22 protein-coding genes and 1 tRNA gene are annotated in these 20,510 nt (G+C 65.9%); 14 read left to right on the top strand and 9 right to left on the bottom strand.

Annotated features, from left to right (window positions below; all coding sequences use genetic code 11):
• Positions 1 to 202 precede the first annotated feature (202 nt).
• Complete coding sequence (locus NSE01_RS11695; RefSeq protein WP_147159809.1) at positions 203 to 898, top strand: glutamine amidotransferase; 696 nt, start codon at positions 203 to 205, stop codon at positions 896 to 898.
• On the opposite strand, the gene NSE01_RS11690 is transcribed toward NSE01_RS11695, so the two are convergent.
• From NSE01_RS11690 to NSE01_RS11675, 4 genes are all read right to left on the bottom strand, one after another.
• Positions 895 to 2,061 (bottom strand): aminotransferase, encoded by a 1,167-nt coding sequence (locus NSE01_RS11690; RefSeq protein ID WP_147159808.1) that lies wholly within the window; start codon positions 2,059 to 2,061, stop codon positions 895 to 897. The genes NSE01_RS11695 and NSE01_RS11690 overlap by 4 nt on opposite strands.
• Before the next feature lie 167 nt (positions 2,062 to 2,228).
• A tRNA-Gln gene (locus NSE01_RS11685) sits at positions 2,229 to 2,303 on the bottom strand.
• A gap of 82 nt (positions 2,304 to 2,385) precedes the next feature.
• Complete coding sequence (gene yghU, locus NSE01_RS11680; protein WP_147159806.1) at positions 2,386 to 3,231, bottom strand: glutathione-dependent disulfide-bond oxidoreductase; 846 nt, start codon at positions 3,229 to 3,231, stop codon at positions 2,386 to 2,388.
• A gap of 107 nt (positions 3,232 to 3,338) precedes the next feature.
• Entirely contained in the window at positions 3,339 to 4,013 is a 675-nt protein-coding gene (locus NSE01_RS11675; protein ID WP_147159805.1) for an HAD-IA family hydrolase, read from the bottom strand.
• Between the two features lie 59 nt (positions 4,014 to 4,072).
• Between NSE01_RS11675 and glmU the strand changes: the two genes are divergently transcribed.
• From glmU to NSE01_RS11660, 3 genes are read left to right on the top strand one after another with little or no spacing between them, the layout of a single operon-like run.
• Positions 4,073 to 5,434: a bifunctional UDP-N-acetylglucosamine diphosphorylase/glucosamine-1-phosphate N-acetyltransferase GlmU gene (gene glmU / locus NSE01_RS11670; RefSeq protein ID WP_147159803.1), complete on the top strand. Its 1,362-nt coding sequence runs from the start codon at positions 4,073 to 4,075 to the stop codon at positions 5,432 to 5,434.
• Entirely contained in the window at positions 5,431 to 5,874 is a 444-nt protein-coding gene (aac(6'), locus tag NSE01_RS11665) for an aminoglycoside 6'-N-acetyltransferase (RefSeq protein ID WP_246135179.1), read from the top strand. The genes glmU and aac(6') overlap by 4 nt, the downstream gene beginning before the upstream one ends.
• A gap of 2 nt (positions 5,875 to 5,876) precedes the next feature.
• Entirely contained in the window at positions 5,877 to 6,323 is a 447-nt protein-coding gene (locus NSE01_RS11660) for a DUF3291 domain-containing protein (protein ID WP_147159801.1), read from the top strand.
• Here the strand turns inward: NSE01_RS11660 and NSE01_RS11655 are convergent.
• On the bottom strand, positions 6,320 to 7,030 hold the full coding sequence (locus NSE01_RS11655) for a glutathione S-transferase family protein (RefSeq protein WP_170233823.1): 711 nt from the start codon (positions 7,028 to 7,030) through the stop codon (positions 6,320 to 6,322). The two genes, NSE01_RS11660 and NSE01_RS11655, sit on opposite strands and share 4 nt — an antisense overlap.
• Positions 7,031 to 7,157: 127 nt before the next feature.
• Here NSE01_RS11655 and NSE01_RS11650 point away from each other — a divergent pair, with 127 nt between their 5' ends.
• Genes NSE01_RS11650 through NSE01_RS11635 form a run of 4 tightly spaced genes read left to right on the top strand, consistent with a single transcriptional unit; the run spans position 7,158 to position 11,219 of the window.
• A complete protein-coding gene (locus NSE01_RS11650) occupies positions 7,158 to 7,526 on the top strand; it encodes a ribbon-helix-helix protein, CopG family (RefSeq protein ID WP_147159799.1) in 369 nt (122 codons plus the stop codon).
• Positions 7,523 to 7,903: a type II toxin-antitoxin system VapC family toxin gene (locus tag NSE01_RS11645; RefSeq protein WP_147159797.1), complete on the top strand. Its 381-nt coding sequence runs from the start codon at positions 7,523 to 7,525 to the stop codon at positions 7,901 to 7,903. The genes NSE01_RS11650 and NSE01_RS11645 overlap by 4 nt, the downstream gene beginning before the upstream one ends.
• Before the next feature lie 17 nt (positions 7,904 to 7,920).
• Complete coding sequence (glmS, locus tag NSE01_RS11640) at positions 7,921 to 9,744, top strand: glutamine--fructose-6-phosphate transaminase (isomerizing) (protein ID WP_147159796.1); 1,824 nt, start codon at positions 7,921 to 7,923, stop codon at positions 9,742 to 9,744.
• Entirely contained in the window at positions 9,741 to 11,219 is a 1,479-nt protein-coding gene (locus NSE01_RS11635) for an ArnT family glycosyltransferase (RefSeq protein ID WP_147159794.1), read from the top strand. The genes glmS and NSE01_RS11635 overlap by 4 nt, the downstream gene beginning before the upstream one ends.
• On the opposite strand, the gene NSE01_RS11630 is transcribed toward NSE01_RS11635, so the two are convergent.
• Positions 11,216 to 12,109, bottom strand: coding sequence for a homocysteine S-methyltransferase family protein (locus NSE01_RS11630; RefSeq protein ID WP_147159906.1), 894 nt, complete (start codon positions 12,107 to 12,109; stop codon positions 11,216 to 11,218). The two genes, NSE01_RS11635 and NSE01_RS11630, sit on opposite strands and share 4 nt — an antisense overlap.
• 266 nt (positions 12,110 to 12,375) lie before the next feature.
• Between NSE01_RS11630 and NSE01_RS11625 the strand changes: the two genes are divergently transcribed.
• Positions 12,376 to 14,709: a putative bifunctional diguanylate cyclase/phosphodiesterase gene (locus NSE01_RS11625; protein ID WP_147159792.1), complete on the top strand. Its 2,334-nt coding sequence runs from the start codon at positions 12,376 to 12,378 to the stop codon at positions 14,707 to 14,709.
• 3 nt (positions 14,710 to 14,712) lie between these two features.
• Here NSE01_RS11625 and purQ read toward each other — a convergent pair whose 3' ends face one another.
• A complete protein-coding gene (gene purQ, locus NSE01_RS11620; RefSeq protein WP_147159790.1) occupies positions 14,713 to 15,393 on the bottom strand; it encodes a phosphoribosylformylglycinamidine synthase subunit PurQ in 681 nt (226 codons plus the stop codon).
• Positions 15,394 to 15,406: 13 nt separating this feature from the next.
• Entirely contained in the window at positions 15,407 to 15,640 is a 234-nt protein-coding gene (gene purS / locus NSE01_RS11615) for a phosphoribosylformylglycinamidine synthase subunit PurS (RefSeq protein WP_147159788.1), read from the bottom strand.
• Positions 15,641 to 15,933: 293 nt separating this feature from the next.
• Between purS and NSE01_RS11610 the strand changes: the two genes are divergently transcribed.
• From NSE01_RS11610 to NSE01_RS11590, 5 genes are read left to right on the top strand one after another with little or no spacing between them, the layout of a single operon-like run.
• The gene (locus tag NSE01_RS11610; protein WP_147159787.1) at positions 15,934 to 16,548 is read left to right on the top strand and encodes a TetR/AcrR family transcriptional regulator; all 615 of its coding nucleotides are present in this window, start codon (positions 15,934 to 15,936) and stop codon (positions 16,546 to 16,548) included.
• The gene (locus NSE01_RS11605) at positions 16,545 to 17,513 is read left to right on the top strand and encodes an HlyD family secretion protein (protein ID WP_147159785.1); all 969 of its coding nucleotides are present in this window, start codon (positions 16,545 to 16,547) and stop codon (positions 17,511 to 17,513) included. Before NSE01_RS11610 ends, NSE01_RS11605 begins: the two co-directional genes overlap by 4 nt.
• Entirely contained in the window at positions 17,510 to 18,457 is a 948-nt protein-coding gene (locus tag NSE01_RS11600) for an ABC transporter ATP-binding protein (RefSeq protein ID WP_147159783.1), read from the top strand. The genes NSE01_RS11605 and NSE01_RS11600 overlap by 4 nt, the downstream gene beginning before the upstream one ends.
• A complete protein-coding gene (locus NSE01_RS11595) occupies positions 18,454 to 19,587 on the top strand; it encodes an ABC transporter permease (protein ID WP_147159782.1) in 1,134 nt (377 codons plus the stop codon). The genes NSE01_RS11600 and NSE01_RS11595 overlap by 4 nt, the downstream gene beginning before the upstream one ends.
• Positions 19,588 to 19,611: 24 nt before the next feature.
• Positions 19,612 to 20,091 (top strand): hypothetical protein, encoded by a 480-nt coding sequence (locus tag NSE01_RS11590; RefSeq protein WP_147159780.1) that lies wholly within the window; start codon positions 19,612 to 19,614, stop codon positions 20,089 to 20,091.
• Between the two features lie 11 nt (positions 20,092 to 20,102).
• On the opposite strand, the gene NSE01_RS11585 is transcribed toward NSE01_RS11590, so the two are convergent.
• Positions 20,103 to 20,483 carry a hypothetical protein gene (locus NSE01_RS11585; protein ID WP_147159778.1) on the bottom strand — a complete coding sequence of 127 codons (381 nt, stop codon included), beginning with the start codon at positions 20,481 to 20,483 and terminating at the stop codon, positions 20,103 to 20,105.
• Between the last annotated feature and the right edge of the window lie 27 nt (positions 20,484 to 20,510).

Below are 20,510 nucleotides of genomic sequence, written 5' to 3'. Positions count from 1 at the left end.
CCGACCGGCGCTGATTCGCCCAGCGCTTCTGGAGAGGCAACGTATCGGAGCCGCGAAGTCCGTCAACAAAACTACCTATTTTGGGCAGGTGTGCGGCATGGGGCGGCTGAAAGCATGGCTATCGCGGGGTCAAACCCATCTCGCTGGTTATTGTCTATCGGTTTGGTAGAAATAATGCATCGACTCGGGAGCCCGACCTCGCATGAAGACCGCACTGATCATCCGCCACGTGCCGCGCGAAGGTGTCGCTGGATTTCGCGCGCCGATCGAGGCGGCGGGCTATGTGATCGACCGGGTGGACGTGGACGATCAGGATTTCCACGCGCTCGACCTCGTTTCGCCCGATCTCGTGGTGATGATGGGCGGGCCGATGGGCGTCTACGAGCGCGAGGCGCATCCGTGGATCACCTGCCAATTGAAGTTGCTTTCGCGGCGGCTTGCGGCGGACCGGCCTACGCTGGGCGTCTGCTTCGGCGCGCAGATGATCGCCGCCGCGCTGGGGGCGGAGGTCTATCCGGGGCCGGTCAAGGAGATCGGATTTTCCCCAGTGACCATCCACGACCGCGACGGGCCGCTGCGCCATCTGGCGCAGGTGCCCGTGCTGCATTGGCACGGCGATACCTTCACGCTGCCCGAGGGCGCAGAACTGCTCGCCTCAAGCGCAGCCTACCCGCATCAGGCGTTTCGCAAGGGCCGCAACGTGTTGGCGCTGCAATTCCATGCGGAGATGGGTGAGGACGAGCGCTTCGAGGACTGGATCGCGCAGGATTTCGACTATCTCACGGCAGCCGGGCACTCGGCGCAGGATCTGCGCAGCGCGCACGATGCGCATGGGCCGGGGGCGGTGGCAGCCGGTCGGGCCATGATCGCGGAGTGGCTGGCGGGGCTTTCCGCCTAAAGCCCAGCGCGCCAAGCGCTGAACCGAGCGACGGCATCTTCCAGCATCGCGGACGGCTTGCAATGGCAGAGCCGCACGATGGTGGTTGGCCCGCCTTCTCCTTCCCACAGCGCGGAAAGCGGGATCGAGGCAATGCCTGCCTCGCGCACCGCGCGTTCACTGAAAGTGCGGTCATCCAGCGCGATGCCGCTGGCCGGCAAATCGATGCAGGCGAACCATGTCGCGGCGCTCTCGAGCACCTTGAACCCGGCAGCGGCGAGGCCGCCCATCAGCACGCTGCGCGAGGCCGACCATTCCGTATGGAGCGCTGCTGTGATCGCCGGATCGGCAAGGCCCTCGGCAGCGGCCCATTGCAGCATCGGCGGGGTGGTGAAGGTGAGGAACTGGTGCGCCTTGGCGAGAACTGCGGCAAGCGCGGCATCGCCGACCATCCAGCCGACTTTCCACCCTGTCGCGCCGAAGATCTTGCCGGCCGAGCCGATCTTGATGGTGCGCTCCGCCATACCCGGCTCGCTCAGCAGCGAACGGTGCGAGCGGCCATCGAAGCGTACCGCTTCCCACACTTCGTCGCAGATCGCGACGAGATCGTGCTCGCAGGCGATGCGGGTGAGGAGCGCGAGGTCTGCGGCGCTGGCGACCGAGCCGGTGGGGTTGAGCGGATCGTTGAGGATCAGCGCGCGGGTGCGCGGTGTGATCGCGGTGCGGATTGCAGCTTCATCATAGCCCCAAGAAGGCGGGGCGAGGGGGATGAACACCGGTACGCCGCCCGCGCGGCGCACGAGCGGTGCATAGGCATCATAGGCGGGGGAGAACAGCAGGACTTCATCGCCGACCCCGACCACGGCGAGAATCGCGGCGGCAATCGCCTCCGTCGCGCCTGACGTGACCACCACTTGTTCGCGGGTGAGGTTCAGCCCCTGCTCGCGCGCGTAGAATGCGGCGACAGCATCGCGCAGTTCGGGCAGGCCCATGCTCGGCGGATACTGCTGCGAGCGCGTTTCCATCGCGCGCATTGCGGCGGCGGTGAGCGCGGCGGGCGGCGGCGTATCGGGAAAGCCCTGCCCGAGATTGATCGCACCGAGCGTGCGGGCAAGGCCCGACATGTGCTCGAACACGGTGACGGGCATTTCGGCGTAGATCGGGTTGAGGCGCAGGTGGGTCATCGCCTGCTACGCTAGCGCGGTGTTTGCGGCCTGCCCACCCCCGACCCCTCGCGCAAGCGGGAGGGGAGAAGAAGGAGGAGAGACAGACGGCGCGCTTTAAGCCCCTCCCGCCTGCGGGAGGGGTTTGGGGTGGGCCGGCGGCAAAGTACCTGACAAATGAAGAGGACTGGCTGGGGCGGGAGGATTCGAACCTCCGAATGCCGGTACCAAAAACCGGTGCCTTACCACTTGGCGACGCCCCATCAGGGTGGCGCGCTTATAGCGGCGGGTTTTCTCAGGACAAGGGGCGGATGGGGCAGGAATGCGCCCCACCCGCCCTGACCTTCAGAGCGTGCCTTCCGGCAACGCAGCAAAGTCTGCCGCGCTGTGGCGTTCGAGGATGCCCTTGTTGGTGTTGACCAGACGGCCGCGCTTGGCGCCCGGGCGCGCGTCGATTTCGGCGACCCAGCGGCCGACGGCTTCGTATTCGTGCATCGAGAGGAACGTCGCCGCATCGCCATAGGCTTCACCGCGGTAGATATTGCCGAGCCACGGATAGGCCGCCATGTCGGCGATGGTATATTCATCGCCGCCAAGGAAGCGGGTTTCCTTCAGGCGGTTGTTCGCCACATCGAACAGGCGCTTGGTTTCCATCGAATAGCGGTCGATCGCATATTCGATCTTGAACGGCGCGTAGGCGTAGAAGTGGCCGAAGCCGCCGCCCATGAACGGCGCGGAGCCGACCTGCCAGAACAGCCACGAGAGCACTTCGGCGCGGGCCGGACCAGAGGCGGGGAGGAACTTGCCGAACTTCTCCGCGAGATGAACCAGCATTGCGCCCGATTCGAACAGCCGGAACGGCTCCGGTCCGCTGCGGTCGACCATCGCGGGGATCTTGGAGTTCGGGTTGATATCGACAAAGCCGCTGCCGAACTGGTCGCCTTCGAAAATCTTGATCAGCCAGGCATCATATTCCGCTTCCTTGATCCCGAGCTCGAGCAGTTCCTCGAGCAGGATCGTGACCTTCTGGCCATTGGGCGTGCCAAGCGAATAGAGCTGGAACGGGTGTTCGCCGACCGGCAGCTCCTGCTCGCGCTGGGCACCGGCGGTGGGGCGGTTGACGCCGGCGAAGGCGCCGCCGTTGGACTTGTCCCAGACCCAGACCTTGGGGGGCACGTATTCTTCGGACATGAAATTCTCCTTGGGGTCGCTGCCGCTTGCCCCAAGAGTGGCGCTGCGTCGCGCGGATGGCAAGGCGGGCATAGCGCGCAGATATTCTGCGCGGGCCCCACCTTTTTCTATCGAACCAGGTTTTCCAGCGCGGTGACGAGCTCATCGAAGTGGTCGATCACCGCATCGGCGCCCAGTTCGTCTGCCGGCAGATCATTGAACCCGAAACGGACGGCAACGACCGGCAGGCCAGCCGCGCGCGCTGCGCCCACGTCGAAGGTGGTGTCGCCGACGAACGCCGCCGCGCCGCCGCCGCAGCGCGCGACCATTTCGTGCAGCATGTCAGGCGCGGGCTTGGCGCGGCCCGGTCCCAGCGTGTTGCCGCCGATGATCGTGGCAAAGCGCGGCGTCAGGCCCAGTTCGTCGAACAGGCGGCGGGCAAGATCCTCGCGCTTGTTGGTGGCGATGGCGAGGTGGATACCGCGCGCGGCGAGTGCGTCCATCATCGCTTCCCCGCCGGGGAACAAGGCGGTGTGCTGGGCGATGTTCTCGGCATAGAAGCCGAGCAGGCGTTCCTGCAGGGCGGGGAAATCGATCCCGTCCATCCCGCCGCTGGCATTGAGCGCATTGTGCAGCATCTGCGCGCTGCCGCCGCCGATGAAGCGCCGCGCTTCATCCAGCGGGACGAGCGGGCGGCCGACATGGGCGAGCGCGTGATTGAGCGCATTGCCGATGTCATAAGCGGTATCGAGCAAGGTGCCATCGAGGTCGAAGCCGACGATCTGGAAGGGAAAATTCGACATGCCGCGCTCCGTGGCGGCGCGTTCTGGAAACTGCAAGGAAATGCTGGCAAGGAACGCGCATGACTGATGGCTCATCCCCCCTCGCTCTTGTCGTTCTTGCCGCCGGCAAGGGCACCCGCATGAAAAGCGACCTCCACAAAGTGCTGCACCCGATCGCCGGGCGGCCGATGCTGATGCACCTGCTGGCAAGCGCGGATGCGCTCGAACCGCAGCGCAAGGTCGTCGTCGTGGGCGCAGGGCGCGAACAGCTGGCCAAGGCGCTGGGGGAAAGCGCTGAACTGGCCGTGCAGGACCCGCAGCTGGGCACCGGCCATGCGGTGCAGCAGGCCGAGGGGGCGCTGGCGGGCTTCGCGGGTGACGTGCTGATTCTTTATGGCGACGTGCCGTTCGTGCGGACCGAAACGATGCGCGCGATGCTGGAACGCCTCCACGGGGATGACAATCCGGCGGTGGTCGTGCTCGGCTTCGAGCCCGAGGACGCGCTGCAGTATGGCCGCGTGATTGCCCGCGATGGCGTCGTGCAGAAGATGGTCGAGCACAAGGACGCCAGCGCCGAGGAGCGCGCGTGCCGTTTGTGCAACTCGGGCCTGATGGCGGTGCGCGGGAGCGACCTGTTCGGCCTGCTCGCGCGGGTCGGCAATGATAACGCGCAGGGCGAGTATTACCTCACCGATATCGTCAACGTGGCGAACGGCGATGGCCGCGTCTGCGCCGTGGTGGTGACGGACGATCCGGATGAAGTCGCCGGCATCAACAGCCGTGCCGAACTCGCCGAGGCCGAAGCGCGCTGGCAGAATAAGCGGCGACTGCAGGCGATGGCCGATGGCGCCAGCCTCGTCGCGCCGGAGACGGTGTGGTTCGCGTGGGACACGCAGCTTGGCCGCGATGTGACAGTGGAGCAGAACGTGGTGTTCGGCCCGGGCGTGACGGTGGCGGACGGCGTCGTCATCCACGCGTTCTGCCATATCGAAGGCGCGCGGCTGGAAACCGGCACCTCGGTTGGCCCCTTCGCGCGGCTGCGGCCGGGCGCAGTGCTCGAAGAGAAGGCTCGCGTCGGCAACTTCGTCGAAGTGAAGAACGCGGTGCTTCATGCAGGTGCCAAGGCCAACCACCTGACCTACCTCGGCGATGCCGATGTGGGCGCGGGCGCGAACATCGGCGCGGGCACGATTACCTGCAACTACGATGGCTACTTCAAGTACCGCACGGTGATCGGCGAGCGCGCCTTCATCGGCTCCAACTCCGCGCTGATTGCCCCGGTAAAGATCGGTGCGGATGCCATCGTCGCGGCGGGCAGCGCGGTGAGCCGCGATGTCGCGGATGGCGAACTGCGGCTGGTGCGCGCCGAACAACTGGTCAAGCCGGGCTGGGCCGACCGCTTCCATGATGCGATGAAGCGCAAGAAGGCTGAGCGGAAGTGATCGTCATCGCTTCGGCTGGGTCGGAGCACCTCGATGGCTGGGCGCTGCTGCGCCACGTCTTGTGGGACGAGGTTTCGGTGGCCGAGCACCGCGCCGAAGCGGAGGAGCAACTGGCGGAGCCGGAGCGCTTCCTCAATCTGGTCGCGCTGGACGGGGATGCCGTGGCCGGCTTTGCCGAAGCTTCGATCAGGCACGAATATGTGAACGGCTGCGAGGATTCTCCGGTGCTGTTCCTTGAAGGCATCTGCGTGGCGCCAGATGCGCGGCGGCGGGGCATTGCGCGGAAGTTGGTCGCGGCAGTGGCCGATTGGGGCCGGGCGCAGGGTATCCGCGAGTTTGCCTCCGACACTTGGCACGATGATCTCGAAAGCCATGCCTTCCATCTCGCCGCCGGGTTCGCCGAGACCGAGCGCGTGGTCTATTTCCGGCAGGAGCTTTGACCTTGCCGATTGCCCAGCTCAACGTCGCCCGCTTCCGCCGCCCCAAGGCCGATCCCGCCAACCAGACCTTCATGGACGCACTGGACCATGTGAACGCGCAGGCGGATGCGGCGGACGGGTTCATCTGGCGGCTGGTTGGTGAAGGCGATGCCAATGATGCGACGGCGATCGAGGCCGTGGCGGGTGATGCCGATTTCATCGTCAACCTCTCGGTCTGGCGCGACGTGGCCTCGCTCGAAGCCTTCGCCTATCGTCAGGCCGATCACCGCACCGTGCTGGCGCGGCGCAGCGACTGGTTCGATGCGATGGAGCCTTCGCTGGCGCTGTGGGAAGTGCCGGAAGGCCATATCCCGAGCGTGACGGAAGCGCTCGGCAAGCTGGCCGAACTGGGCCGCGACGGACCGAGCGCCGCCGTCTTCACTTTCCGCTGGTGGCGCGAGAACCGCTAGTAGTAGCGCGCCGCGAAGCGATCGAGAAAGGCGACGAGATTGGGCGTCTGGCCGATGGCGCGGCGCACTTCGCTTTCGAGCGGAGCGCGCCAGATGTTGACCAGTTGCGCATAGACGATGGCGTCGGTCGAGCTGGGTTCCGCGCCGAAGAACCATTCCTGATCGCCGAGGATCGCGGCGAGCGCATTCACGTCGCGGCGGCCGATGGTGGCGATTTCGGCGGCCGTATGGATGCCCATCCCGTGCCCTGCGAGCTGCTTCTTCACCCCGCGCCGCGCGACGGGGCCAAGCAGGCGGCGCGCCGGGACGCTCAGCCCGCCGAGCACGACATCGCGAAATTGGCGCCAGTTCGCCTCGTTCATCCAGCGATCATGGACCATCGTCCAGTAGAGGTTCTCGTCGATCAGGCGCTGGATCGCCACGGCCGTGCCACGTTGGGCCGGGGTGAGATGAGCATCGGGATCGACCCCGAACCGCGCTGCAAGGTGCGCCACGATAAAGGTTGAATCGCCCAGTTTCTGCCCATCAAGCTCGATCCACGGAGCCTTGCCCTTTGGTCCGGCAAACGGGGTGGACGCGGTGATGGCTTCGTGGGCGATCCCGGTCATGCGCAGCCAGGCATCGAGCTTGAGGCAGAACGGGCTGACCGTTGGCAGGCCCCAAGCGCCGGGCAGGTGATAGACCTTGAGGGTGGAAGCGTCGGCCATCTGGGATCCCCTTTCCCGCATCGGCTGTACGGACTTGTTTACTCCTTGAGACTAACGTGCAGCGAAGGGGAGGCAAGCCCCCCAAACCGCTTGACATGATATCATGATATGATATCGCGATATCACTATGACGCGCATCCTCGCCGACCTTCCCGACGAAGACATTCGCTGGCTCGATGCCCGCGCGGCTGAGCAAGGAAAGTCGCGCGCATCGGTGCTGCGCGACGCGGTGGCGAGCTACAAGGCGCAGGCGCCATCCCATGAAACCGATTGGATCGATATCGGGTTCGGTCTGTGGAAAGACCGTGCAGATATCGGCGATTCCGTTGAATGGCAGCGGCGCGAGCGGGCCTCCTCGACACGGCCGTGGGACGATGACTACGAAGCCGCGAAAGCCGAATTCCCGGACCTGTTCGACGCCGAGGATGATCGCCAACGCGCGCTCTACCTCGCCATGCGCAGTGCAGCTTCCACACGCGGAGATGACGCGGCGTGAGCGACTACGCGTTCGACAGCAATATCGTGATCGACGCGCTGCTGGGTTTCGATCCGGCGCGGGCCGAACTCAAGCGCGCAACTTCCGGGGGAAGGCGTCTATGGCTCAGCCGGATGGCCTGGATCGAGATTCTTTCGAAGGGCGATGGCGAGACCGTGCGGGCGACGCAATCGTTTCTCGACCGGTTCGCGATTGACGAAATCGACATGGAAATCGCCTCGCGCGCAGCAGCATTGCGGCGCGAACGTCCGCGCCTGAAGTCTCCCGATGCGATCATTCTGGCGACCGCGCTGACACGCGGCCGGGTGCTCGTCACCCGCAACACCAAGGATTTTCCGGCCGAAATGCCGGGCATCCGCGTTCCCTACACTCTCTAGCGAAAGCTGCTCTCCCCATGTGCGGAATCATCGGAATTGTCGGCAAGGAACAAGTGGCGGACCGGTTGGTCGATGGCCTGCGCCGCATGGAATATCGCGGCTATGACAGCGCAGGCATCTGCCTTGTCGAAGACCACGCGCTGGTGCGCCGCCGCGCTGAGGGCAAGCTGAACAACCTCGTCCTCGAACTCGCGCGCAATCCCGCCTCGGGCCTGATCGGCATTGCCCACACACGTTGGGCGACCCACGGCGCACCCAACACCGCCAACGCGCATCCGCACGCGACGGGCGAAGTTGCGCTGGTCCACAATGGCATCATCGAAAACTTCAAGCCGCTGCGTGATGCGTTGATCGCGCGCGGACGCACGTTCGAGAGCGAGACCGACACCGAAGTCGTTGCGCATCTCGTATCGGAGCAAGTCGAGGCGGGGCTCAGCCCGCAGGATGCGGTCAAGGCCGTGCTGCCCACGCTGCGCGGCGCCTTCGCGCTGGCCATCGCGTTCCGCCAGCATGACGACATGCTGATCGGCGCGCGGCTCGGTTCGCCCTTGGTGGTGGGCTACGGCGAGGGTGAGACCTATCTGGGTTCGGACGCGCTGGCGCTGGCGCCGCTGACGCAGCGGATCACCTATCTCGAGGAGGGCGACTGGGTCGTCATCACCCGCGAAGGTGCGACGATCTACGACGTGAACAATGTGCAGGTCACGCGGCCTATCGTGGCATCGGGCGCAACGGCGGCGGCGATCGAGAAGGGCGAATTCCGCCACTTCATGCAGAAGGAAATATTCGAGCAGCCGACCGTGGTGGCGCAGACACTCCGCAGCTACCTCCGCCGGATCGACCAGACCGTGGCGCTGCCGCAGATCGATTTCGACCTCTCCAGCATTAGCCGCGTGACCATCGTCGCCTGCGGGACGAGCTTCTACGCCGGCATGGTCGCCAAATACTGGTTCGAGCAGTTCGCGCGCCTGCCGGTCGATATCGATGTGGCGAGCGAGTTCCGCTACCGCGATCCCGTCCTTGAGCCGGGCGGCCTTGCGCTGTTCATCTCGCAGAGCGGTGAGACGGCGGACACGCTGGCGGCGCTGCGCCACTGCAAGGCCGAAGGGCAGACCATCGCGGTCGTCGTCAACGTGCCGACCAGCTCGATGGCGCGCGAGGCGGACCTGCTGCTGCCGACCCATGCGGGGCCGGAAATCGGCGTCGCCTCAACCAAGGCGTTCACCTGCCAGCTTGCCGTGCTCGCCGCACTTGCCGCGCACCTCGCGGTGAAGCGCGGGCGGCTGAGCCGTGAGGAAGAGGCCGATATCGTTAACCAGCTGGCCGAAACGCCCGCCGCATTGAACGCTGCGCTGAGCCATGACGACGAGATCGCCGCGATGGCGCACCTTATCGCTCCGGCACGCGACGTGCTCTATCTGGGGCGTGGTCCTGACTACCCGCTGGCGCTGGAAGGCGCGCTGAAACTCAAGGAAATCAGCTACATCCACGCGGAAGGCTATGCTTCGGGCGAAATGAAGCACGGGCCGATCGCGCTGATCGACGAGGCGGTCCCGGTGATCGTGCTCGCGCCCTCGGGTCCGCTGTTCGAAAAGACCGTGAGCAACATGCAGGAAGTGCGCGCGCGCGGCGGCAAGGTCGTGCTCATTTCCGATCGGGCAGGCATCGAGGAAGCGGGCGAGGGCTGCCTCGCCACCATTGAAATGCCCAAGGTCCACCCGCTGATCGCACCGCTGGTCTATGCCGTGCCGGTGCAACTGCTCGCCTATCATGTCGCCGTGGCCAAGGGGACGGACGTCGATCAGCCGCGCAATCTGGCGAAGTCGGTCACCGTCGAATGACCGCAGCGCCCGCGCGGCACGCGGATGGCGGCTGGGCTGGCGCGCTCCTGAGGGAGGCGCCGGTCCTGTTGTTCATCACCGCGTGCTCGCTGCTTGTGCGTATCTGGTGGATCGACAATCCGGTCGTTGACCACGACGAGCAATTCTATTCCTACGTCGCGACCGCCATGCTCGACGGGCAGATCCCCTATGTCGACGTGTGGGATCGCAAGCCGCTCGGGCTGTTCCTGCTGTATGAAGGCGCCCATGCGCTGTTGGGGCGCGGGGCCTTTGCCTATCTCGCGATGGCAAACCTGTTTGCCTGCGTGGGTGCATGGCTTGCCTATCGCATGGCTGCGGTGCTGGCCGATCGCCGCACCGGGTGGGTAGCGGCGCTGCTTTATCTGCTGGCGATGACGGTGTTCGGCTGCCGGGGTGCGCAGAGCGAACTGCTGTTCGCGCCGCTGTGCATGGGCATGATGCTCCTCGCGATGCTCTACCCGGGCTCGCTGCGGGCGATGCTTGCGGCAATGCTGCTCGGCGGGCTCGCGCTGCAGATCAAGTATACCGCCGCGCCGTTCTGCGCGGTGTTCGCTCTGTTCGTGCTGATCGAGGACTACCGCCGCGCTCCCGCGCTGGTGCCACTTGCGGGGCGGGCGGCCCTCTACGCGCTGACCGGCCTTGCACCGACGATTGCCTTCGCTGCCTGGTATGCGGCGGCAGGGCATTTCGATGATTTCGTCTACGCGAACTTCGTCTCGATCTTCGAACGCAAGACGAGCATTGGCCGCTTTCATCCCAAGACTCTGACGGTGATCGCTCCGTTCCTGCTGATGATCGCGGCAGGCACTTGGGCGCGGTTCCGCCTCGGCCAGACTTATCCGCGCCGCGCGAGCCTGCTGGTTGTGGTGATGACCGTGGGCGCGCTCGCCTCGATCTACTTTCCGAGCAATGTGCTGGCCTATTACTACGCCTTCCTCGCCCCGTTCGCGGTCCTGCTCGCTGTGCCGTTCTACGATCTGCGCCAGCGTGCAGGGTGGTTCGGCGCCAGCGTGCTGGTCGCGGCGCTTGTCGTCACCGGCAATTTTCCGGCCAATATCGCAGCGGGCCGCGCGGATGTGGCGCAGTTCCATGCGCTCGTGGACCGGATCAAGGCAGGCGGTGCCGCGCGGACACTATACGTCTTTTCGGGGCCGACAGCTGCCTATGCCGCGACCGGCACGCGGCCACGGGCGAAGTATCCGTTCCCGTTCCACAGCGCCGAATACATGGAGCATGGTGCGGTCGGACGGCCGCAGGAACAGATCGTCGAGGAGTTCCTCGCCAGACGCCCGATGTTCATCCTCACGCGTTCGGACATGACCATCTACGAAACCTCGTTCACCGCGCCGATGGTGATGAACGAGGTCCATGCGCATTATGTGCCGGTCGGGCAGTACCTGATCCTCGGCGATGGGCTGATGCTGTGGCAGCGCCGGCCGGACAACGCATCCTAGCCTGCGCTTGCTCGCAGCGCGGCGATATGTTCCGGGCCGATCCCGCAGCAGCCGCCAAGGATCGAAGCGCCAGCGGTGCTCCACGCTGCGGCGAAGCGGCCATAACCGTCCGGCGTCAGGTCTTCGCGGATCGGGCAAAGCGCACTGTTGGCTTCGGCATCGGCAGCCATTGGCGGGAAGGCATTGGCGTAGACGCCGAGCCTGATCGCGCTCTCCGGGCCGAGCTCTTCCTTCGCGGCGCGAATGGCGGCCTCCATCACTTCGGGCTGGCTGCAATTGAACAGCAGGGCCGCTGCGCCGAGTTCTGCTGCAAGGCGGGCCGCCTCGCGCACGCTCTCGCCCGAGCGCAAGGCAGGCTCGGCGGTAGGCGTCTCATCCTCCAGAGTGAAGGATAGCCACAGCGGCTTGCCAATCGGCGCGGTGAGCGAGGCGGCCAGCCGGGCTTCGACGAGCGAGGACAGCGTTTCGGCCAGCCAGTGATCGACGTTCGGTGCAAGCGCCGCGACGAGGACTTCGAGCACCGGGCGGGTGCGGTCGAGGTCGACGAGATCGGGGCGATACGATCCGCAGACCGGCGGCAGCGATCCGGCAACGTGGACTTTCCGGCCTGCCGCGTCGGCCACTTCGCGCGCCAGCGTTCCGGCCAGCGCCGCGAGCGCCGCGCCTTGTTGTGCAAAGCGTTCCTCGCCAATGTGGAAGGGGACGACAGCATAGGAATTGGTGGTGATGACGTCCGCCCCGGCCGCGACATAGGCACGGTGGACGGCGCTGACGAACTGAGGCCCCTCGATGAGCGCAAGGGCCGACCATTCGGGCTGGCGAAACGGCGCGCCGCTGCGGGCAAGTTCGCGGCCGGTGCCGCCGTCGAGGATCAGAGGGGAGGCAGTCATGGTCGTCACGCGGCTCTCGTCAGTGGTCTTTCCGGGGCGCTAGCACGGCCTCTCGCAAAGCGGCAGAGGCAAGCTGCTACCGGTGGGTAGAACGCGGTAAATAAATTGCTGAAGAATTTGCTACCGTCCAAGCTTGTTGGTCTCTTTTCAGCACCTTGCAAAACATCCGGAACGGCAGTGAAAGGGGCCGAATTTTCCAATCGCTTACCATTGCGCAAGGTTTCTCCACTAAGCCGCGAAGTGTGACGCGAACGACCGATCAAACCATGCCCGCCCTGCCGCGGGAGCTGCCGGCCTTGGCCGTGCTCGGCCTCTCCGATTCGGCCGAGGGTGATTGGGGACGGTTGCGCGGACTGCAATATTCCGGTCTCGCGCGGCTGACCCGGCCGCGGCTTGTCGCCCATGGGCTGGCGGCGATGCTCGTCGTGCAGGCGCTGTGGGGTGCGGTCCACATCGCTGCGCTGCTCGGCTGGGCCGCGGTGCTCGCCGGGGTGCTGATCTGGGGTGCGAACTTCGATCACACGCTGGAAGATGCCGATCGCCGCCGGATGACCCGCCAGGAGATCCACCGCCATACGGTCTGCACCGTTGCTGCGAGTGTTCTGTGGGTGATCCCTATCCTTGTGCTGGCGCCCTTCGCCTCGCCCGAGCAGCGGCTGCTGGTCTGGTCGATCATGGCGATGCTGATGGCTGGTACTGCGCTGGCTTTTGCCGCCGTCCCGCTTGGCGCGGTGCTCTTCAACGCCATTCTCGGCGGCGCGAGCGTCCTGGCGTTCCTGTTCTTCGGTAAGGTGACGGCTGCTGCTGCAGCGGCCACTTTCGTGATATTCCTGTGGGTCGGCAGTCTTGAAGCGGCGCGTATGTTCCTTGCCGGCAAGGTCGCCGAAGCGGGCGTCGCCGAAAAGAGCGAGGTCGTTTCGCTGCTGCTGCGCGAGTTCGAGGAAGGCGAGGCCGACTGGCTGTGGCAGACCGATTCCACTCGCCGCGTGCGCGCCGCGAGCCCGCGTTTTGCCTTCGCGCTCGGTGAGGATCCCGAGGATATCGACGGCAAGCCGCTGATCCAGTTGATTGCGGGTACGGCCTGGGAAAGCGGACATTTCCATTCCTCGCTGCACGATCTTGCGGAACGGTTGAAGCGGCGGGAGAGCTTTTCGAACCTGCTCGTCCACGTGACGCTGCATGGCAGCAACCGCTGGTGGGAACTTTCTGCTTCCCCGCGGTTTGACGACAATGGCAACTTCATCGGGTTCCGCGGCGTCGGTTCGGATGTGACCGAGCAGCGCGAGAGCGCCGACAAGATCGCCTACCTCGCCCGCTATGACACGCTGACGGGCCTGCCGAACCGCCTGATGCTGACCGAGACGCTGGGCGATGCGATGCGCGAGGCGGATCGCTGGCGGATGCGCTGCGGGTTCATGATGATCGATCTCGACCGGTTCAAGGCGGTGAACGATACGCTTGGCCATCTCGTCGGCGATCAGCTGCTGGCCAAGGTTTCCGACCGCTTGAAATCGCTGATGAGCGAGAACGAGCTCTGCGGCCGGCTGGGCGGGGACGAGTTCGCGATCGTGGTGCGCGATACGGGCGATGGCTCGCGGATCCGCGAAGTGGCTTACGCTGTCATCACGGCGCTTTCGCAGCCCTACGAGATCGACCACCACACGCTCTATGTCGGCGCCAGCGTCGGTTCGGCGATCGGGCCGCGGGATGGGGCGACGGTCGAGACGCTGATGCGCAATGCCGACCTCGCGCTCTACCGCGCCAAGGACGAAGGCGGCGGGCTGCATTTCGATTACGAGCCGGCGCTGCATGCCCATGCCGAAGAGCGCCGCAAGCTTGAGTTTTCACTGCGCCACGCGCTGGAACGCGGCGAGTTCAAGCTGGCCTATCAGCCGGTAGTCGATGCGATTACCGAGGAGCCGGTGAGCTTCGAGGCGCTGCTGCGCTGGAATTCGGAAGAGCATGGTTCGGTGAGCCCGGTGAAGTTCATCCCGCTCGCCGAGGACACCCGGCTGATCGTGCCGATCGGCGAATGGGTGCTGCGCACCGCGTGCTTCGAGGCGACGAACTGGCCCGATCCGATCAAGGTGGCGGTCAACGTTTCGGGTGAGCAACTGCTCGATCCGAGCTTCGCCGAAGTGGTCGTTTCCGCGCTGGCCGCGAGCGGTCTGCCGCCGCACCGGCTGGAGATCGAAGTCACCGAAAGCATCTTCGTCCGCGACGGAACGGCGGCGCAGCAGACGCTGGAGCGGATCATGTCGCTGGGCTGCGGCGTGGCGCTCGATGACTTCGGGACGGGTTATTCGTCGCTCGGATACCTGCGGAAGCTGCGCTTCTCGACGATCAAGGTGGACCGCAGCTTCGTGCAGGGTGCGGCGAAGGACAATCCCGAGAGCCTGGCGATCGTGCGCGCCGTGGTGGCGATGGCCGACAGCCTCGAGATGTCGACCACGGCGGAAGGCGTTGAAACGGAAGAAGAATTGGCCGTGATCCGCCGCCTCGGCTGCAAGAAGATCCAGGGCTATTACTTCGGCCGCCCGATGACCGCACACGATGCCAGTGCGTTGTTTGACCGCATCGAGTGGCGCCGCGAGGCCTGAGGATCAGGCGGCGACGCCGAGGCCTGCCAGCACGCTTTCGAATAAGGCACGGCCATCGCTGCCGCCCTGCGCGGGTTCGATCATGCGTTCGGGGTGCGGCATCATGCCGAGTACGTTGCCCGCATCGTTGAGGACACCGGCGATATCGCGCTGCGAGCCGTTGACGGGTTCTGCATAGCGGAACGCGATGCGGCCTTCGCCCTCGAGGCGGTCCAGCGTCTCGGCATCGGCGAAGTAGTTGCCATCGTGGTGCGCCACGGGGATCGTGATGTTCTGGCCGGCGGTGTAGCGCGCGGTGAACAGCGACTGGTTGTTTTCAACCACCAGCGGGACATCGCGGCAGACGAAGCGGATGCCGGCGTTGCGCATCAGCGCGCCGGGGAGGAGGCCTGCTTCGGTGAGGACCTGAAAGCCGTTGCACACGCCAAGCACGGTGACGCCCCGGTTCGCGGCGGCGACGACCGCCTGCATGACCGGCGAGCGTGCGGCCATTGCGCCCGAGCGCAGATAATCACCGTAGGAGAAGCCGCCCGGCAGCGCGATGAAATCGAGGCCAGAGGGTAGTTCTGCATCGCCGTGCCACACGCGGTGGACGGTGCCGCCGGTGATCTGCTCGATCGCCACGGCCATGTCGCGATCGCAGTTGGAGCCGGGGAAGGTGATGACGGCAGCGGTAAAGGCCATGGCGACGTGCTCCTCAGGCGACCTTTTCGATGCGGAAGTTCTCGATCACCTGATTGGCGAGGAGCTTGCGGCACATCTCGTCGAGCGCGGCGTCGGTGGTGGTGTCTGCCACGTCCATTTCGATCAGCCGGCCAGCGCGGACATCGTTGACGCCCTGGAAGCCGAGGCCTTCGAGCGCGTGGTGAATGGCGCGGCCCTGCGGATCGAGCACGCCGTTCTTGAGGCTGACGTGGACACGAATCTTCATGGGTGACGGGCCTTTCCGGGCAGCTTGGGGGAGACTCGGGAGCGCCTATGCTCCGGTCGGCGCGCGAGCGCAAGTTGGCCGCAAGTTCGAGCCGAGGTTGACGCGGTTGACACAGTCCTGAGCGAAATCGGCGTGGCCCGGAGCGGCCGCCGGTTGCGCGGCGAACGGGACAGCGAAAGGGCACAAATCCGGGGCATTCGGCGGTCCTAGCAGATCACGGCAGAGTAGGAAAATCGCCGCCCGGCGCATCATCGCCATTTTAAATAACAGACGCGTCTGTTATTTATTCGCGCATGGCACGAGTCACTCCTCCCGACCGACTGGACCGCATCCTCGATGCCGCCCGCGAAGCCTTTGCCACGCGCGGGTTTGCCGCAACGACAATGGAGGACATCGCGCAGCGGGTGGGGATCAGCCGCAGCGCGATCTACAGCCGGTTCGATAGCAAGGAGACGCTGTTTCGCGGGCTGGTCGAAGGCCTGATTGCCGACGTGCTGCCCGAAGCGATGCCGCCGCTGGGCAATGTACCGGCGCCCGATGCACTGCGGCGGTTCATCCAGGTGGTGATGGTGCGGCTGGGCAGCGGCAATATCGCGTTCCTGCCCCGCCTGATTATCGGCGAAGGGCAGGCCTTTCCCGATCTTGTGAAGTTCTATCACGATCACGCGATCACCCGCGTGCTGGGGGCGATCGAGGCGATTATCCGCCACGGCGTGACGCGCGGGGAGTTTACCTGCGCGAACCCGGCGCTGGCCGCGCGCAGCGTGGCGGGGGGCATGATTTTTTCCGCACTTTGGCGGATCGTGTTCGAGCCGGTGGGCGCCGAGCCGCTCTACATCGAGGCCATGGCGGTGAGCCACGCCGAGGTGCTGCTGAAGGGGCTGACGGCCCGAGGAGAACTCGCATGACCATGCGCCAGCGGCTGCCGATCCTGCTGGTGCTGGCCGTGCTGGCAGGCGCCGCGATCTGGTTCCTGACCCGGCCGACCGCGCCCGATCCGTGGCTCGGCTATGTCGAGGGCGAAGCGCTCTATGTGGCGGCGCCGGTTTCCGGAACGCTTGCAAGCCGCCCGGTCGAGCGCGGCGGGCGGGTGAGCGCAGGCGCGGCGCTATTCGCGCTCGATCCGCGCACGGCGGATGCAAGCGCGGCGCAGGCGGCGGCGCAAGTGGCGGGGGCCGAGGCTTCGCTCAGCGACCTTGGCGCAGCGCGCGAACGGACACCGGAAATCGACGTGGCGCGGGCGGCGGAAGCTGCGGCGCGGGCGCAACTGGTCAAGGCGGAGGCTGATTACCGGCGCTTTGCCGATCTGGCGGCGAAGGGTTTTGCCAGCCGCACGCAGCTGGACGCAGCGCAGGCGGCGCGGGACAGCGCGGCGGCAAGCGTGCGCCAAGCGCAGGCGCAGCAGCGCAGCGGCGAGCTGACGGTGGGCCGCAGCGCGCAGCAAGCAGCGGCGGCGGCGCAGGTGCAGGGGGCCAAGGCGGCGCTGGCGGCGGAAGCACGGCGGCGGCAGGAAATCGCGCCAGTATCCCCGGCAGCGGGGCAAGTGGAGCAGACCTATTTCAATCCGGGCGAATGGGTGCCGGCGAACCAGCCGGTCGTTTCGATCATTCCGGATGACAAGCGCAAGATCCGCTTCTTCGTGCCGCAGGACCGGGTGGCGGCTTTGCGCATGGGGCAGGCGGTGAAGTTCACCTGCGATGGCTGCGGCGCGGAGCGGACGGCGACCGTGCGCTATATCGCGCCGCGCGCCGAATATACGCCGCCGGTGATTTACAGCGAACATGCGCGGGCGAAGCTGGTGTTCATGGTGGAAGCGATGTTGCCCGCAGACAAGCCGCTGCCGTTGGGATTGCCGGTGGCTGTGCTGCCGTGACCGACGATCTCGTCATCGATGTGCGGGGGCTGACGAAGCGGTTCGGCGGGCGGACCGTGGTCGATGCGGTCGATCTGGGGGTGGCGCGCGGGCGGATCTGCGGGTTTCTTGGGCCGAATGGTTCGGGCAAGACGACGACCCTGCGGATGATCTGCGGGCTGCTGATTCCCGATGCGGGCGAGGGGACGGTGCTGGGGCAGGACCTCAAGACCCGGCGCAGCGCGATCAAGGCGCGCGTGGGATATATGACGCAGAAGTTCGGGCTGTTTTCCGATCTGACGATTGCGGAGAATCTGGAGTTCTTTGCGCGGGTGCATGGGCTGCCGCGGCGGCGCGAGCGGGTGGCGGAAGCGCTGGAGAAGCTGGGGCTGGCGACGCGGAGCGACCAGCTGGCGGGCAAGCTATCGGGCGGGTGGAAGCAGCGGCTGGCGCTGGCGGCCTGCGTGCTCCACGATCCGGAAATCCTGCTGCTGGACGAGCCGACTGCCGGTGTCGACCCGCAGGCGCGGCGTGAGTTCTGGGACCAGATTCATGGGCTGGCAGCGGACGGGATGACCGTGCTCGTCTCCACACACTACATGGACGAGGCCGAGCGCTGCCACGAGATTGCCTATATCGCCTATGGCCGGATGCTGGCGCGGGGGAGCATTGCCGAAGTTGTGGCGGGCTCCGGGCTGAAGGCGTTGCAGGGTGAAGGCCACCTCCCTGATGGAACGGGTGCGGACCGGCTCGCGGCGGCGATCGAGGCGCGGCCGGGGGTGGCGATGGCGGCGCCGTTCGGCACGGCGCTGCATGTCTGCGGGCCGGATATGGCGGCGCTGCATGAAGCGGTCGCGCCGTGGGCGGATACGATCCACTTCCGCGAGGCGAGCCCGAGCCTGGAGGACGTGTTTATCCACCTGATGCGCGGGGCCGAGGACAACTCGGTGGTGGTGCATCAATGAGCGCGACCCCCCTCCAGCGCATTGGCGCGATGGTGTTCAAGGAAGTGCGGCAGATGCTGCGCGACCGGGGCACGGTGGGCATGATGCTGGTCATGCCGCTGATGCAGCTGATGATCTTCGGCTATGCCATCAACAACGATCCGCGCGGGCTGCCGATGGCGATCGAGCGCGGGGACAATTCGGTGTTTGCCCGGTCTATCGACGCGGCGCTGCGGAACACGACCTATTTCAAGGTGACTGAACTGGTGGAGACGCCGGGCGCGGGGGACGAGCTGCTCCAGAACGGCAAGGTGCAGTTCGTGGTGACGATCCCGGCGGATTTCGGGCGCGATTTGGTGCGGGGGCGGCGGCCGCAATTGCTGGTGACGGCGGATGCGACCGATCCTGCCGCGACGGGCCCGGCGCTGAGCGCCATCGGCGATGCGGTGGGAACGGCGCTGGGGCATGATCTGATCGGGCCATTGGCGGCCCGTGCGGCGGGGCAGAGCCCGGTCGAGCTGGTGCTGCACCGGAGCTACAATCCGGAAGGGATCACCAGCCACAATGTGGTGCCGGGGTTGCTCGCCATCGTGCTTTCGATGACGATGGTGATGCTGACCGCGCTCTCCGTGACGCGCGAGGTGGAGCAGGGGACGATGGAGAACCTGCTGGCGACGCCGCTGCGCCCGTTCGAGGTGATGGTGGGCAAGATCGTCCCCTATCTCGGCATCGGGGTGGTGCAGCTGACGGTGATCCTGCTGGCGGCGCGGTTTCTGTTTCAGGTGCCGTTTGCCGGGCCGCTGCCGCTGCTGCTGGGATCGACGCTGCTGTTCATGATAACCAGCCTGGGCCTTGGCTTCACGCTATCGACGCTGGCGCAGAGCCAGCTTCAGGCGATGCAGATGAGCTTTTTCTACATCCTGCCATCGGTGCTGCTTTCAGGCTTTGCCTTTCCCTATCGCGGCATGCCGGTGTGGGCGCAGACGCTGGCCGAAGTGCTGCCGACGACGCATTTTATCCGGCTGGTGCGCGGGGTGATGCTGAAAGGCTGGGGGTTGATCGACGCGCTGCCCGAGATGGGCGTGCTCGCGGGGATGCTGGTGGTGCTGGGGATACTTGCAGTGCGACGTTACCAGGATACTGTGGCCTAAGCGCAGCAGCCACCGGAGAATCTCATGGCGGGTGAGTATCGCAAGACCAGCGGCAGATTCCTGATCGACTACATGAGGGATACTGCTGAAGGAAATGAGGCGCTGCGGGTTCGTCTTGCCTTGGCCGGAGACGTTTACATCAAGCAGTGGAGCTTCGCTCTCCTCAACAAGATATGCCTGATCCTGGCGTTGATCCTCAGCGCGCTTGTGCTGATGTGGCCAGTGGTCGGGACGAAGATTGCCACGCAATTCGTCTTGGCGGATTCGAGCGTCCTGCAAACAGCGATCACCACCGCAGCCGCCGCGTCCATCTATGGTTACCAGTATTACAAGCGGCGGCAGGCCGCGACCGAGAACCTGCTGCGCGCGATTGTCTTCGGCGCGCAGGATGTTCGCGCACTGGCCAAGGCAGTGATCGCCGAGATGGGCAGGATCGATACCGGCTTCGACTTCAAGGCCCAGAGTGAAGCTGAAGAACCCGACGAGGACGCCAAGACGGGCTGACGTCCGCTAGGTCAGTTCTTCTGGGGGAGCAGGTAGGCCATCGAGAGGCTGCTGGGGCTGCCGGTGAAATCGACGCTGAGGCGGGCGGTTTCGCTGGTCGACTGGTTGCGGATCATCGCGATCTGGCCGGGGCCATAGGCGTGCTGGAAGCTGGCGCCGGGGGCGACAGTGGCGATCAGCACTTCGGGCGAGGAGCCATCCGTCACGGCGAGGACGGTGATCGTGGTCTGGCCGGTGTTGCGGCCGGAGACGACCATGTCTGCCTTCTGCTCGCCGCCGAGGAGGAAGGTGTCGGCGGGCGGGACTTCGAGCTCGCTGTGGCCAGCCATGGCGGCAGTGGGGACGAGCGCGAGCGCGAGCGCGGCGGCGGCGAGTGCGAGGCGGGTGAGCATGGCGGATGGTCCCTCCGGCGGGCGTGG

Origin of the sequence: Novosphingobium sediminis (assembly GCF_007991615.1) — a bacterium.
In the GTDB taxonomy this organism is placed as follows: Bacteria; Pseudomonadota; Alphaproteobacteria; order Sphingomonadales; family Sphingomonadaceae; genus Novosphingobium; species Novosphingobium sediminis.
The sequence above is the reverse complement of the archived record's forward strand: the minus strand, read 5'-3'. Positions and strand labels throughout refer to the sequence as shown.

What these genes read in the sequence shown, in the direction of transcription:
- glmU (WP_147159803.1), top strand. Translation starts at nt 4,073, where the DNA reads ATGACTGATGGCTCATCCCCCCTCGCTCTTGTCGTTCTTGCCGCCGGC.
- NSE01_RS11590 (WP_147159780.1), top strand. Translation starts at nt 19,612, where the DNA reads ATGGCGGGTGAGTATCGCAAGACCAGCGGCAGATTCCTGATCGACTAC.
- NSE01_RS11585 (WP_147159778.1), bottom strand. Translation starts at nt 20,483, where the DNA reads ATGCTCACCCGCCTCGCACTCGCCGCCGCCGCGCTCGCGCTCGCGCTC.
- NSE01_RS11675 (WP_147159805.1), bottom strand. Translation starts at nt 4,013, where the DNA reads ATGTCGAATTTTCCCTTCCAGATCGTCGGCTTCGACCTCGATGGCACC.
- NSE01_RS11610 (WP_147159787.1), top strand. Translation starts at nt 15,934, where the DNA reads ATGGCACGAGTCACTCCTCCCGACCGACTGGACCGCATCCTCGATGCC.
- yghU (WP_147159806.1), bottom strand. Translation starts at nt 3,231, where the DNA reads ATGTCCGAAGAATACGTGCCCCCCAAGGTCTGGGTCTGGGACAAGTCC.
- NSE01_RS11605 (WP_147159785.1), top strand. Translation starts at nt 16,545, where the DNA reads ATGACCATGCGCCAGCGGCTGCCGATCCTGCTGGTGCTGGCCGTGCTG.
- NSE01_RS11655 (WP_170233823.1), bottom strand. Translation starts at nt 7,030, where the DNA reads ATGGCCGACGCTTCCACCCTCAAGGTCTATCACCTGCCCGGCGCTTGG.
- purS (WP_147159788.1), bottom strand. Translation starts at nt 15,640, where the DNA reads ATGAAGATTCGTGTCCACGTCAGCCTCAAGAACGGCGTGCTCGATCCG.
- NSE01_RS11625 (WP_147159792.1), top strand. Translation starts at nt 12,376, where the DNA reads ATGCCCGCCCTGCCGCGGGAGCTGCCGGCCTTGGCCGTGCTCGGCCTC.
- NSE01_RS11630 (WP_147159906.1), bottom strand. Translation starts at nt 12,109, where the DNA reads ATGACTGCCTCCCCTCTGATCCTCGACGGCGGCACCGGCCGCGAACTT.
- NSE01_RS11595 (WP_147159782.1), top strand. Translation starts at nt 18,454, where the DNA reads ATGAGCGCGACCCCCCTCCAGCGCATTGGCGCGATGGTGTTCAAGGAA.
- NSE01_RS11635 (WP_147159794.1), top strand. Translation starts at nt 9,741, where the DNA reads ATGACCGCAGCGCCCGCGCGGCACGCGGATGGCGGCTGGGCTGGCGCG.
- NSE01_RS11650 (WP_147159799.1), top strand. Translation starts at nt 7,158, where the DNA reads ATGACGCGCATCCTCGCCGACCTTCCCGACGAAGACATTCGCTGGCTC.
- NSE01_RS11690 (WP_147159808.1), bottom strand. Translation starts at nt 2,061, where the DNA reads ATGACCCACCTGCGCCTCAACCCGATCTACGCCGAAATGCCCGTCACC.
- purQ (WP_147159790.1), bottom strand. Translation starts at nt 15,393, where the DNA reads ATGGCCTTTACCGCTGCCGTCATCACCTTCCCCGGCTCCAACTGCGAT.
- glmS (WP_147159796.1), top strand. Translation starts at nt 7,921, where the DNA reads ATGTGCGGAATCATCGGAATTGTCGGCAAGGAACAAGTGGCGGACCGG.
- NSE01_RS11695 (WP_147159809.1), top strand. Translation starts at nt 203, where the DNA reads ATGAAGACCGCACTGATCATCCGCCACGTGCCGCGCGAAGGTGTCGCT.